This is a genomic window from Pedobacter sp. N36a, assembly GCF_014472395.1.
In the GTDB taxonomy this organism is placed as follows: domain Bacteria; phylum Bacteroidota; class Bacteroidia; order Sphingobacteriales; family Sphingobacteriaceae; genus Pedobacter.
In genome coordinates, this window is the sequence record NZ_JACSZW010000005.1 from 182,401 (window position 1) to 196,904 (window position 14,504).

Annotated in this window: 11 protein-coding genes and 1 riboswitch; of the genes, 5 read left to right on the forward strand and 6 right to left on the reverse strand. The window is 39.8% G+C overall.

What is annotated here, in order from left to right:
- Window positions 1–6: 6 nt before the first annotated feature.
- The 6 genes from H9X96_RS11860 to H9X96_RS11885 form a co-directional block, all read right to left on the reverse strand.
- Window positions 7–1,080 (reverse strand): DUF5074 domain-containing protein, encoded by a 1,074-nt coding sequence (locus H9X96_RS11860; protein WP_187666483.1) that lies wholly within the window; start codon window positions 1,078–1,080, stop codon window positions 7–9.
- 45 nt (window positions 1,081–1,125) lie between these two features.
- A complete protein-coding gene (locus H9X96_RS11865; RefSeq protein ID WP_187666484.1) occupies window positions 1,126–1,989 on the reverse strand; it encodes a cell surface protein in 864 nt (287 codons plus the stop codon).
- Between the two features lie 39 nt (window positions 1,990–2,028).
- Window positions 2,029–3,141, reverse strand: coding sequence for a YncE family protein (locus H9X96_RS11870; protein WP_187666485.1), 1,113 nt, complete (start codon window positions 3,139–3,141; stop codon window positions 2,029–2,031).
- 49 nt (window positions 3,142–3,190) lie between these two features.
- Window positions 3,191–4,333, reverse strand: a complete 1,143-nt coding sequence (locus tag H9X96_RS11875; protein WP_187666486.1) for a YncE family protein — start codon at window positions 4,331–4,333, stop codon at window positions 3,191–3,193.
- Between the two features lie 13 nt (window positions 4,334–4,346).
- Window positions 4,347–6,428, reverse strand: coding sequence for a TonB-dependent siderophore receptor (locus H9X96_RS11880; protein WP_187666487.1), 2,082 nt, complete (start codon window positions 6,426–6,428; stop codon window positions 4,347–4,349).
- Window positions 6,429–6,524: 96 nt separating this feature from the next.
- Window positions 6,525–6,728: riboswitch (cobalamin riboswitch) on the reverse strand.
- Window positions 6,729–6,847: 119 nt separating this feature from the next.
- Window positions 6,848–7,765 (reverse strand): polyphosphate kinase 2 family protein, encoded by a 918-nt coding sequence (locus tag H9X96_RS11885; protein ID WP_255431093.1) that lies wholly within the window; start codon window positions 7,763–7,765, stop codon window positions 6,848–6,850.
- Between the two features lie 360 nt (window positions 7,766–8,125).
- Here H9X96_RS11885 and H9X96_RS11890 point away from each other — a divergent pair, with 360 nt between their 5' ends.
- The 5 genes from H9X96_RS11890 (at window position 8,126) to H9X96_RS11910 (ending at window position 14,491) form a co-directional block, all read left to right on the forward strand.
- A complete protein-coding gene (locus tag H9X96_RS11890; protein WP_187666488.1) occupies window positions 8,126–8,878 on the forward strand; it encodes a polysaccharide biosynthesis/export family protein in 753 nt (250 codons plus the stop codon).
- A gap of 25 nt (window positions 8,879–8,903) precedes the next feature.
- Window positions 8,904–11,222: a polysaccharide biosynthesis tyrosine autokinase gene (locus tag H9X96_RS11895; RefSeq protein ID WP_187666489.1), complete on the forward strand. Its 2,319-nt coding sequence runs from the start codon at window positions 8,904–8,906 to the stop codon at window positions 11,220–11,222.
- 117 nt (window positions 11,223–11,339) lie between these two features.
- Window positions 11,340–11,873 (forward strand): UpxY family transcription antiterminator, encoded by a 534-nt coding sequence (locus tag H9X96_RS11900; protein ID WP_187666490.1) that lies wholly within the window; start codon window positions 11,340–11,342, stop codon window positions 11,871–11,873.
- 112 nt (window positions 11,874–11,985) lie between these two features.
- Window positions 11,986–13,155, forward strand: a complete 1,170-nt coding sequence (locus tag H9X96_RS11905) for a DegT/DnrJ/EryC1/StrS aminotransferase family protein (protein WP_187666491.1) — start codon at window positions 11,986–11,988, stop codon at window positions 13,153–13,155.
- Window positions 13,156–13,231: 76 nt separating this feature from the next.
- Window positions 13,232–14,491: a DegT/DnrJ/EryC1/StrS aminotransferase family protein gene (locus H9X96_RS11910; protein WP_187666492.1), complete on the forward strand. Its 1,260-nt coding sequence runs from the start codon at window positions 13,232–13,234 to the stop codon at window positions 14,489–14,491.
- Window positions 14,492–14,504: the final 13 nt, after the last annotated feature.

Sequence of the window (14,504 nt, forward strand, 5' to 3'; positions counted from 1 at the left end):
CAAGCTTTAATGGAAGGCAAACATCGCCGGAAAATAATAACCGCTAAAAGGAACTGTTTTAGTCAACGTTCCCGTTTTTGCATCATAAATGTTCAGGAAATTACTCACGTATCCACTCAACAGGGTAGTCGTTACAATCTGATCGGTTTTAGCATAATATCCCAGATTCTTTTTATAGAAACTTTGCAGATCAGGAGTTGTAATAAAAGGTTTATCTAAAGAAGTTTTGTCACCAGAAATATACTTGTAAATGTTTTTACCACCACCCCATCCGCTGGAAATGTTGATCATAAACACTGCATTTTCTTTGGTAGAAGCAACCAGCGGCGAAGAAAACCAGGCATTAAAAGTATTGTAAGTAGTAAATGGCAACGCTATAGTTTCCGTTTCCAAAGTTACAGGATCCGATTTATAAAGGTTATTACCACCTGTGAACCATACTTTTCCATCTGGTGTTTGCACAAAACCCATAGTTACACCTGCAATTTTCTTTTGAAGGCTAAGATCGGAAGCATTGTAAATGACTGCACCTTCTGTTCGGGAAATGATATAGATATATTTATCTGTTTTCAGCATATCGCCCATTTGCCCTGTAGCACCTAATAATTTAGCCGAAATCTTAAATGTCTTTAGATTTACTAAATAAACACCATCACTGCTGCTTAAAAGACCATTGTTTTCATCAATACCGACAAATGCGCGCCAATCATATTCCGTAGATCCAGGGATTCTGCCTACTTCTTTCATCGTGATTGCATCAGCCACTACTACAGGTCCTCTTGCTTTACTCACAACATATAGGTTTTTATTGAAAACGGTGCCAAATTGCACTGTAGAGCTCGCTGGCTCAAATCCTTTTCCTGGATTTTCTTTTTGGAAAATACTATCTCTCAATGTTCCTGTCCCTGCATCATAAAATGATACTGAACCGGTACCATGACCGAACCATCCTTCATGGATGATAAAAAAGCCATTTTCATACTTTCCAGAAACCTCTGGCACTGTTGCTGCATCTTTCTTACACGAGAATAGCGCAACGGAAAAAACAGCTGCTAATGCTAATCTTTTAAAATTGGTCATCTTCATTTAGTTTGTCGAATTGTATTATTAATATTTAAGGTATGATTACTTTTTAATCAGGCTGATGTCTTCTACACCGGTAACTTCAGTGGATAGTTCTCCCAACCATCCCATGTCTGCTTGAATGCCCGTTTGGATTTTAATGAAATTGATTCCTTTCAAAACCACTTTTTTTCCATTTTGATCAATTGCATTTGCAATATCAATTTTATCTCCATCTACCAAATTATCTGCGTAACCCCAGGCAAAAGGCTTACTGGTGATCATTGAAGGAACGGTCGTATTTATATTCGTTGAAGGCAACTTGGAGCCTTTTATCGTATAGCTAGTCATCGTTTTCCCATCTTTGTCTTTCATATCAGGGAAATAAGCCTGCCTATGGTAGGTATTTGTCTTTACTACCCCAGATAAGCCATCGCTATCCAGCCATGGTACTGGATCAGTATCAGCTGCAGGCTTGGTGTAGGTTACTGAATAATTACGCTGATAGCCGGTTTTATTGAACTCACTGCCTGCAACTTCAAACCAGGTATCATCCGCCAATCCGTTGCCGTTGGTATCTTCCATGACCCAAACAATGCCTGGTTCTGAGAAATTTTCAAATGGGTTTCCATAAATAATGATATCGTCTTTATCCACCTGATTGATAACGGCATGGTCAAAGCCAAGCACAATATATCCACCCCAAGCACCAAGACTTACCATTCCTTTTTTACCGATGATCGTATTGGCACCTTTCAAATTTCCAAGGTCGGTATTGATGAACTGGCCTGGAGCCGGCTGATATTCGATTAATTTAGAGACAAAACTCGTCTGAACAACTGGAATTTCTGGTGTTGGTGCTGAATCTTTTGAGCAAGATGCCAAAGCGGCCATTCCCATAAAAGCCAGGTAGTATTTAATTTTCATTATATGATGATTTTAGATGATATTTATTAGAAAAAATGGTTAATAGCCATATTTGAATACGGCCAATTTAGGCCCTATACCCGTTTCAAAACTGAATTTAGCTTTTCCATCTGCTCCGAAACAGAACATTGCACCATTACCGGTAAACGTTTTTGCATCGGCGATGTAAAATGTCTTTTCGAATGGATCTAAAGTAGCTCCATTAGGTCCTGTGATCACTGTAGCATCCTTGATCAGGTTAGCACCCAATGTACCAGTATTGGTGTCAAAAGATTTAACAAAAGGAGCATAACCCATTGCAAAACCTGTTGTTCCGGTGATGTTTAAAAATGAAATTCCCAAATCACTGCCAGTGCTCAATCTCGTATCTGAAGCACTGCTCAACCTGTCGATTGTACCTGGGATAGTGGGATAATTACCCGAAGTGAGCACGAATAAATCACCAGAAGCAGCTGCAGAAATTGCTCTTGGATTCAGGGCCGTAGGGATTTCTTTCAACTTAGCAAAGGTGGCGATGTCCACTACAGACACAGAAGAATTAGTAGGTGATGGGAATGATGGATGTACTGAATTGGTCACATAAATTTTGTTTTTAGCGATGGTCAATTGCTCTAATGCACCACCAACAAGTAATCTGCTATCGATTGTTAAACTCGCAGTATCCAATCTCGTAATTTTACCATCATAGCCTGAGATGTAGGCTTTGTTTTTATCAAATACGATATTTCTTGGCATAAAGCCTCCGTTTTCATCTGAAAAAGCGATGCGTTTCAATGATTTACCGGTCGACTCGCTGATTACTTCCAGGTAAGAATCTTTGGCACTAGTCGTTGTCCCCGTGATCACACAATAGATTTTACTACCATATTGCTTCAGGTCGTTCGCATTATCACCAAGTGCTTTATTGTTTTGCTTCTTGAAATAATCGATCTCCACCTTTTGTGATACCACATCATAGTAGCTTATAGAACTCGCTGAACCTCCTGTTGCTGCACTGTATTTACCCTCGTTGAGCACATATACGCCAACCGTAGACAGAGATACAGGTTGAATTTCAGGTAACTTATCTTTTTTACAAGCAGTTAATGATAGTATGCCTGCTGTGGCAAGGAAGAGAAATGCGCTTCCTGATTTGGTAATTGATGTATTCATGTTTAGATTTTATTTGTTATAAATTATAATTTATTGGTAATGGTGATTCTTATTTGTAAACCATGGCAAAATGGGCAGGGATATCGCCTGTAACCACCGACCATTTCTTTTTCCCTGAGGGATCAAAGCAATACAGCACTCCCGGCGAAACATAATCCCGGGCATCCGTTACAAATACTTCTTTCGTGTATTTATCTATTGCGATCCCGTAAGGAATCATAATATTTGCTTCTGTTCCATCTGTGATGAACTTTTTACTCAAAATTTTCTCTTCTTTTACATCCAGCATTCCATAGCTCAGGCTAAATTTCCCAGTATGGTTACTCCATTCTGAGCCATAGAAATAGGCGATATCGTCGTCTATAGCCAGATTACTTGCGCCAATATCAAAACGTGTTTTTATTTCATCGGTTTTGGTATCGATGACGAATATTTTGGAATGAATATCTAAGTAATTCCCTCTGGAAGTGACATAAATATCTCCGTATCGATCTGCTTTTACGCGATGGAGATTGATGGCAACTTCTATATTTTTGACTAATGTAAAGGAGTTCAGATCAATGACAGAAACCCTGGTATCATAGTTTAAAGGAGTATATCCACCTGAATTGGCCACGTATAATTTTTGCCCAACAACGGCCATTTCTTCAGGTTGTCTGCCTACCTCTACACGTTTTTCTTCGGCAAGTGAGGTCGTATCGATTTGTATGACCACTCCATTTGGCGCGTTAGGAACGCCGATTTTTCCGAGGTAAGCACTTACATAGGCTTTTCCAGCACTAAAAGTGATGTAGCGTGCATTCGTGATGTTAATCTGTCTAATACGCTTTCCAGTTTTAGCCTCCATCACTTCAACTTTATTAGAAGCATTGACCACTACATACAGCTTAGATCCATAGATTGCAATGTCATTAGCGACATCTCCAAGCCCATTTATTTGTGCGGGATTCTGCTGGTTATAAATGTTTCTTCTGTAGATTCCGGTAGAAAAATCCATATAGTCTAAGGAGGCTTTATTCATGCCCATATTTCCTTCATTTACCAGATAAAAACCTTGGAGCTGGCGCGAAGGATCAGCTGGCAATACACGATCCTGCTCTTCTGGAATCACCTGCACATCCTTGCGGCAGGCACTTAGAAAAAGTCCCAGTAAGCTGAACACGATCAAAGCAGCGCTTCTATTGGTTTTCATTATCTTCATGTTTTTAATAATCATAGGTTAAACTGAATCGGTAAGATCTTCCCGGCATCGGATAATTTGTGATGACTGCATAAGCCTGATTCAGCAAGTTGTTTACCTCCCCTGTCAGCCTTAATTTCCTTTTCTGGATTTGCGTTTGGTAATGCAAGGCCAGATCATGGGTATAAAAGGGCTGTACGTAATTTTTAGGAATATTGGCGCTCTGGTCATAACGTTCACCTGTATAGAGGTAGCTATAATTCAGCGCAAATTTCTTGTAGGCAGCAGCAGCTAAAAATGTACCGCTATGCAATGGGACGTAAGGAATCTGATTTTTGTAAGTGGTTGATTTTGGATCAGCATCTTTTGCCTGCTGATAGGTATAGGTAAGCCCAAGACTTAAGTTGAGCACATCAGCCATTTCCCAGGCAGACTGAATATTGACATCCATTCCTTTTATTTCAACTTTTCCTAAATTTCTCATACTCCACATCGCCTGTGAGGTTCCCGGAACGGCCACAATCTTATCTTTTACCTGGTTAAAGTAAGCATCCGCCTGAATAGAGAACTGCGTAAGCGCAGCGTTTTCATAGCCTTTGATGTAAGTAAAACCGAGGTCATATTGTTTGGTATATTCCGGGCGAAGCACCGTAAATTGGTAAAAAGTGTAATAAAGATCGTTAAAGGTAGGCATCCGGAAAATGCGCTTGTAAAAGGATCGGATTCTGAATTCTTTTTGATTAAATGGCTGCCAGGATACCATTACCGTGGGTGTCAGCTCATTTTTACTTCCTGCTGCAGGACCGGATTCCACTTTATCCTTCAGCAGGGTACTCAATAGATTGGCTTGAATATCCAGCCGCTCGAAATGAAATTGAGTAGCTACAGCATTCAGCAAAGTATATCTCGTAGGATAAGCAAAGAGGTCCAGATTGGCATTCATATCGTTTAGCTGATAATCAGCAGACCAGAGCACATCCCAGAATTTATTGATTTTCAATTTATTCGCCAAAGAGAAGTAGAATTCCTGCTGATGGTAAGTATTGTCCAGAAAACCTGTAGTTTTTACAATATCCGGATTCAGGAAACGCATATCATCATTTGAATATTTTACTAAAGCGGCCAGACTGTATTTCCCGATGTTCTTTTCATAAGCAGATTGTGCAAAGAAATTACGATTCCACATGCGTTGTGCAAAGTGAAAAACGTTGGCTACGATGGCGCCAGGTAAACCCTGATTCTCTTTGTACCCATATAGCTTTACGTTCCATTTACTACTGTCGGACAAGATGCCGTTTAAGCCAAGCTCCAGTCGCATCGCTTCTACATCCCCATCCGTACGAACTGCTGTAGTATCATACACCCCGTTTGTAATGCGGTATTTATAACGCCCGTTTGCTTTTTTTAACTCTGCACTCACCGTGCTGTACGTATGCTCGCTCAGTTTACTTTGCCACAATATAGAAGGATTTACCAATCCAAATGAACCTGTTCTGAAGGCCGCTTTCAGTCGGTTAGTTCTGCCCGGTTCAAAATATGGCTGCCTGGCTTTCAGGTATAAAGAACTTGCCGAAGCAAAACCTTTGGCCGACTGAAGAATACTGCTTTTCTGACCATTGTACAGTTCAATCTCTTCAATATTATCTAATGAAAACTTACCTAGATCGACCTGTCCGTTTTGTGCATTTCCCAATTGTACGCCATCATAAAACACGGCCGTATGGTTGCTTCCCATACTTCTTACATTTATGGTTTTTAATCCGCCAATTCCGCCATAATCTTTCAGCTGTACGCCAGAGAAATAACGTACCGCATCGGCAACAGAAAGACTGTTGAGCTTTTCCAGCTCTGCACCAGAAAGAATTTGTAAAGGGGTAGAAGAAGTTTGTCGCCTGCTGAGTTTTATGGTCTTAATCTGTACCTCTTTCAAAGCATTGACTTTTTCCAGGGAATCTTGTTTTCCTGACTGATCCCGACGATTTTCTGATTTAACGGGCTGAGTTTGTGCCTGCAAATTTAAAGGCACAACTCCTCCGAGCCCTGTAAAGGCTAGAAAAGTAAAAAAACAAGCTTTGATGCCTGGACCGGCAAATTTGTTTCTTCTCATTTTTGTTGTGAGTTATTTACCCACAGCAAACAGTTAGATCAAGGAAATGAAATACAGTAAACAAGCACTCACTCCAAGCTTCAATCCCCGAAAGCTATGAAATATTATACTTATGGCAGGTCTTCTGACTTACTCCCGGTGATCCTGCCTTCCCAATCTACTCTAAAATAGAGTTTAGAAAAGTGGCTTTGATTTGAATACCGTTATAGAGCTTACAGCTGCGGGACAGTTACGGATTCACACCGTATTCCCTTTTAATCCCGATAAAAATTACCGGGAACCAAAAGTGTGGCAAATGTACTTAATTATCCACCTAAGAACAAACTTTAGTTATTGTTATCATAACTGATGGGAAACCTGGAAAATGAGCTTACTAGAAGCTGGCCTAGCGCATTTCGCCCTCTTCGAGGCAAGAGATTTTAGCCACCGAGTAGTAAGCTCCTTTGTATTTCTTCCAATTTTGCCATTTCTTCTTCACCAAGTACCGGAAACTTAAGGTTCATGTCTTTCAGATGCTGCTCCAAAACCTGACTAATCAATAGCCTTGCATACCACTTTTTATCCGCCGGGATGACATACCAAGGGGCTGTTTCAGTGGCTGTTTCTTCAATTGCCTGTTCGTATGCCGCCATATAATCGCCCCATTTTTCCCGCTCAGTAATGTCAGCTGAGGAGAACTTCCAATTTTTAGCAGGGTTGTCTATCCGCTCTAAAAATCTTTCTTTTTGTTCATCTTTAGAGACATAAAGAAAAAACTTGATGACTACCGTTCCATTATCGGTGATGTGTTTTTCGAAATTTCTAATACTTTCATATCTCCTTTTCCAAAACTTATCATCTATTTTCTTTACGGTATCATATCCAGGAATCTTCTCCTGGAGTACATATTCAGGATGGACTTTACAAACCAGTACATTTTCATAATGTGACCTGTTGTGAATACCAATGCGACCTCGTTCTGGCAGGGCTTTATAGTGTCGCCATAGAAAGTCATGGTCATATTCTTCGGAGGTTGGCGTCTTAAAGCTATACACCTGACAGCCTTGGGGATTTAATCCAGACATCACATGAGCGATCGCGCTATCTTTTCCTGCAGCATCCATCGCCTGGAATAAAATAAGAATCGAATGAGCATCTGCCGCATACAGGGTTTCCTGCAATTTACTCAGTTCTTCTTTCGTCAGGTCCAGTTCTGCCTTTCCGGCTTCCTTTTCCAGATCACCTGTATAAGCTGTATCATAATCTTTTAGTGAAAATTTCTTACCGGGCATGACCCGGAATTTTTCGATCTCCTTTTTCATTGGCAAGTATTTGTCTTTACTTGATAGAACGTTCATCCGATCCTGAATGTTTAAATTAAATGGTGTTTAAATTTAAAACCGAGATATACATTCGAATTAAAGGTCAATAATTTTCATTTTAAGCCCTGTGCTCCTTCTTTTTTTAGAAGGCCAGACAAATACATATTTACAGCTGCCCAGCAACTACAAAAAAATATGTGAAAACATATCTATGCTTTATCACTAATTTGTGTAATTCATCCTTCAATTTGCGCAGTTTCGTAAACCTAATGTGTGCAAGTTCACAATTTAAAACACAACTTAAACATCTACTCTTTTTATGGTTTTTTATTTATCTAACTTTATTCTAAGAATTCCGGGGATATCAAGTAGTTAAATCATTTAACCTCCATCAAAATGAAAAATTTAACGTTTAGTTTGTTCATTTCACTGATTTTTTTCAGTTGTGCTCCACAAAGAAATCTAGTCTATTTCAGCAACCTTCCCAAAGGTTCCAATGATCTTATTCAAAGTGCAGCACAATTAAAGCTGCAAAAGAATGACCAGCTGAGTATTTCTCTAACCAGCTTAAATACAGAGTACAATGTATTATTTGCGAGTGCAAATGCCAACAATAGTAATACGCCTATAAATAGCAAAGGTGGTTTCAGGATCAACAATGCGGGAAACATTAATCTGCCACTGATTGGCGAAGTAAAAGTGGAAGGTTTAAGTCTGGAAGAAGCGCAGGCGTTAATTACCCAGGTATTAAAGAAACAGATCAAGGATCCCTATGTGGATCTCCAGCTTGTCAATTTCAAAATCACGGTAATTGGAGAGGTAAATCATCCCGCTTCATTAAATGTTCCTGGGGAACAAATTAATTTATTAGAGGCCTTGGGGATGGCCGGTGACATGACTGTTTTTGGCAAACGAGAAAACGTATTGGTTATTCGGGAAGAAGATGGGGTACGCAACATGACCAGGTTAAATTTGAACGATAAGGACACCTACAACTCCCCGTATTTCCATTTAAAACAAAATGATATCGTTTATGTCGAGCCCGACAAATCAAAAGAAAGACAGGTCAATTCAAACAACACCTTACTTCCTATCATATCTACCTGCGTTTCAGCAGCAGCTGTATTACTAACTGTTATACTAAGATAATCTGTTCTATTTTAATTATAAAATTATGAACTCAAACGTTTATCAGCAAACTCCCTCTGCGCTGGAGAATTTAAGGGAAAAAATACAGCAGTATTTAAAATATTGGTATGCTTTTGTTCTGGCATTCTTAATATGCCTTGGGGCTAGTTTTCTATACTTGCAAACACTTAGTCCAAGATACAAAGTAAGCAGTACTTTAATGGTTCAGGACGATCAAAAAGGCGAAGGACAAGTTAAGGAAAGTGCATTCAGTGATCTAAATATGTTCCGAAGCGATCGCAAAGCAGACAATGAGATGGAAGTTTTGCGTTCCAGAGATCTAATTTATAAAACGCTGAAAGCATTATCTTTAGAAACTGCTTATTTTATTAAAGGCACCTTAAAAGACAAAGAGCTATACGGAAAAAATGTACCGATAAAAGTGAGCGTTATTGCCGTAAATGCTAATGGATACCTTAAAAAACCGACAGTAACTCCTTATAGTGATCAAGCGTATATTTTAACTGACAATAACAACAAGTATACATTGCCTTACGACAGTGTAATACAGCAATCTGGCTATAAAATTATCGTCAGCAAAGGTCCTGCTTTTAAAAACTTTACCGCAGCAGTGCTTCTGAGATTCAAAAACCTACATCGAATGGCAGAATCCTATAGTTTATCCGGCCTGGTGGTGCTGCCTATTGTAAAAGATGCCAATACGATAGTCATCAGTTTAACGGACAATATCCCCCAAAGAGGGCTTGATATTTTAACGATACTAATCAGAAAATACAATGAGGAGGATGTGATCAGGAAAAACCTGATTGCCATGAATACCATCAAATTTATTGACAAAAGGCTGAATGCACTGAGCCAGGATTTAACTGGTGTGGAGCATGATGTAGAAAACTACAAACAGCAGAATATGGTGACTGATGTGAATGCTGATGCGGTCCTGAATGTCACTAAATCCGGAGAATACGGACAAATGCTATCTTCTACAAACACCCAGCTCAACGTGCTTTCTTCCTTGGAAAAATACCTTCAAAACAACAACTTAAATGTGGTACCTAGCGCATTAAACATCAACAATGCGACTTTAAATGACTTAACGGCTAAATATAATGCGACCCAGCAGGAAAGGGCGAAAATGCTGAGGAGTTCTGAGGAAAGTAATCCTTTGGTACAAAACCTGACCGCGCAATTGCTGAGTCTAAAATCGAACATCCAGGAAAACCTGCAAAATATCAAAAGGGGTTTACAAATTGAACGAAACAGTCAGCAGGCCATGAGCTCAAGATTTAATTCTAAGGTCCGTTCGGTACCTGCAGTGGAGCGTGGACTATTGGAAAGAACCAGAGAACAAAGTGTAAAATCAGGATTGTATAGGTATCTATTACAGAAAAGAGAGGAAACAACGCTCTCCTTATCCGCCACGGTTCCTACTTCTCAAATCATTGATAAACCAGCGTACAATAGTGTACCTGTAACGCCAAAAAAGGAACTGATATATCTATGTGCCAGCTTTGCTGGGCTCCTTATCCCTGGTGCATTTATCTACGGCAGGTCATTACTCAATAATAAAGTAAGAGATGTAAAAGACATACAGCTGCTAACTGGCGTACCTGTTTTAGGCGTATTAAACCATGTCAGCAAAAATGAGGCGAGTAGGATAGACCACAATAGCAGGTCAACCATTACTGAATTATTCAGGTACATCAGAAGTAACCTAAACTTCATGAACAATGGGATGCCTGATCAGGTGATGCTGATTACTTCCTGTATGAAATCCGAAGGCAAAACCTTCTTCTCTATCAACCTGGGCCTGACTTTAGCTTCTGTAAATAAACGGGTGGTGTTACTGGAATTCGATATGCGTGAACCTCAGCTGCTGCAGAAACTCCATTTAAATTCAAAAATCGGCATCACGGATTACCTGTTGAATCCCGATGTGAGCATTGATGATCTGCTCATGAATTCAAGAAAATACCATGACTTAATTGTGGTGGATTGTGGTCCTATTACCACTAACCCTGCGGAGCTGATGATGCATCCTAAGATTGGAAAACTGATAGAAGAACTGAAAAGCAGGTTCGACTATGTGATCATAGACACCGCCCCTGTTGGACAAGTTGCTGACGCTTTTAGTTTATCTGCCTACACCGATCTCAGTATTTACCTGATCCGTTACAATTATACTGACAAACTGCAATTGAATATATTAAAGGATATTCTGTATTATAAAAAACTGACTAACCCTATGGTGGTGTTTAATGATGCAAAAGTTGAGAACAGCAATACCTATGGGTATGGAGGTTTTGGATACGGTTACGGTTTAGGTGATCAGGTCTCAAAAAACTAATACATAATCACCCCTAATTTAAGTGTTTCAATACCACGATCATGTAAGTGATGTAGCGAAGCTCTGCCCTTTTTATATCAGTACTAATTATTGCCTTCACAATTAAATATTCTCGATATGGAAAATCAATTCGGATCCAGGAGCAACTGGAGCAGGCACTGGCTTGTAGTTTATACCCGCCCGAGATGGGAGAAAAAAGTGGATCGATTGCTAAAACAGCAGGATATCAAATCCTACTGTCCAATTCGCAGCGTGACCAATCAATGGGCAGACCGAAAGAAAATTGTTGATTTACCCTTGTTTAGCGGCTATGTATTTGTTTGGGTAAATGAACGCGAAGAATACAAAGTAAGACAAACCTTAGGCGTCTTAAACTTCATTTATTATATGGGAAAACCTGCGGTAATCAGGGATATTGTGATGGAAAAAATCGAGGAACTGATGAATAGAGATGTAGCTTGTGAAATCATCAATTCACAAGATATAAATCTTGGTGACCGTATCCGTATTAAACACGGTATATTTTACAATCAGGAAGGAACCGTGATTAAGGTACAGGGTAAGCACGTCCTGATGGTTCTGGACCATCTGAACTGTGCTGTGGTGAGTAGTGTTCCCATTGCCGATATCATGCTAAATACAGCCATATAAGTTAGACAAATACGCCAAGAACTTTCTTTTCAAAGAAACCTCATGTCCATTTATGATCCTCCTAAATGGCCGCTGCGCTATGCAATAAATTTCCACCTTTAAAATTAATCTTATGATTCCTGTAACTAAACCATTTCTCCCAAAGACAGAAGAATTCAAAGAATATCTTGACAGCATCTGGGAACGTCAATGGCTCACCAATAATGGGCCATTACTAAATGACCTTGAATTAAAGCTTAAACAATATCTGAACGTAAACCACATGCTTTTCGTCTGTAACGGCACTTTTGCGCTACAACTAGCCATTAGAGCATTGGAGCTAAAAGGTGAGATCATCACCACACCTTTCTCTTATGTTGCCACCACCAGCAGTATAGTTTGGGAGGGCTGCAAGCCGGTTTATGTGGACATCGACAGTGAGACCTTTAACATAGATCCGAGTAAAATTGAGGCTGCGATTACCCCTCAGACCTCCGCCATTCTGGCCACACATGTTTATGGAAATCCATGCGACATTGATGCCATTCAGGCGATAGCAGACAAACATGGATTAAAGGTGATTTATGATGCAGCACATTGTTTTGGGACACAGTACAAAAATAGGTCTGTATTTGACTATGGAGACATCACGGCGACCAGTTTTCATGCCACGAAGCTATTCCATACAACCGAGGGGGGAGCCGTTTTCACACGTGATCCTGAACTCCTGAATAAAATGCAGTACATCCGAAATTTTGGCCATAGCAGTCCTGATACTTTTGCAGGATTGGGCGTAAATGGTAAAAATTGCGAATTTCATGCGGCCATGGGCTTGTGTAATTTGAAGTATGTGGATGAGATCCTCGAAAGAAGAAAACTCCTGTCCCTTCATTATTACCAGCAATTAGGGAAGATTAAAGGTCGTTTTCCAAAGCTAAATAAAGATAAAGATTACAATTACGCCTATTTCCCGGTATTGTTTGACACGGAACAATTAAGGCAGCGGTGTATGGAAAAACTCGAACTTTCCAAAGTATACTGCAGAAGGTATTTCTCCCCATCACTCTCTACCCTACCCTATGTGGATCCGGTATGCATGCCTGTTTGCGAGGATATTTCCCGCAGGATTGTTTGTCTACCGCTGTATCATACTTTAACACTCCCTGACCTGGACATGATTTGCAGGGTAATTTTGAGAACTCAGAATTATGCCGATGCAGTACCAGTTGCTACAGATAATTTTGGCGTGCTGGTTACCAACAAAATCGCCACAGAAATTAATGATTTAAGGGCGATCAAATGATTTCTATCGGGCAGCTTTGCTCCTCTATTTAACTAACAAACCAATCCTAAGCTTTCATCAACTTAAACCTAAAATCATGAACATTTCATTCTCACCACCGTTTATTGACCAAAATGTAATTAATGAAGTAATGGATACGCTCAAGTCCGGCTGGATTACCTCCGGACCAAAAGTGATGGCACTGGAAATGGAGGTGATGCGCTTAACCAGATCGAAAGCTGCTGTCTGCGTAAACTCCTGGACTTCTGGTGCAGTTATGATGTTAAAATGGTTTGGTGTAAAAGAAGGCGATGAAGTCATTATACCTGCATATTCTTATTGCGCAACCGCTTTATGTATTTTACATTGTGGGGCTACGCCGGTGATGGTAGATATTGCTGACGACCTTACCATAGACCCACAACGCATAAAAATGGCGATTACCTCTAGAACAAAGGCTATTATTGCGGTCGACATTGCTGGTTTACCCTGTGATTACAATAGCATTAAATCATTAATCAGGAGCGCCAGGATCAGAAGCTTATTTACAGCGAGTTCAGAAGAGCAGCGAAAACTTGGCAGAATCCTCTTGATTGCAGACGCTGCACACTCTATTGGTTCTACTTATATGGGCCACTCCGCAGCGGTAAGCAGCGACATTACTATTTTTTCTTTTCACGCTGTAAAAAATATTACCACTGCTGAAGGAGGCTGCGCCTGCTTAAACTTACCCGGTAATTTCGACCACAATGAAGAGTATAAATTTCTCAAAATCTTTTCATTAAATGGCCAGAATAAAGATGCTTATGCGAAATCAAAAGGGGCCAACTGGAAGTATGACATCCTCTATAAAGGATTAAAAATTAATATGCCTGATATCTGTGCGGCTATAGGCTTAGCACAAATTAAACAGTACAAGCGCTTGCTCCTACCTGAACGTAAAAAAATCGCAGAAAAGTATTGCAGCATTTTAAGTAATTATGAGTGGTTCATTCCACCAACATTAAAAGATTATTCCAGGGAATCTTCCTATCATATCTTTCCGATGCGCATTAAACATATCACAGAGGCTCAAAGAGACCGTATTATGGAAGATATCGTTGCTTTCGGGGTCATCGTCAACGTTCATTTTATCCCAATGCCGATGCTAACTTATTTTAAGAAAACGGGATATAATATGGTGAATTATCCAAATAGCTATAAACAATATGCCTGTGAAATCTCCTTACCTATCTACCCTACATTAACCGATGAAGATACAGACTACATTATTGATGCCGTGATTAAATCTGTTCAATCACAAATGCTGCATAACAAACACCAGGAATGGTCACTGATCAAATCATACCGCAGTTGATTTTTTGGTAATT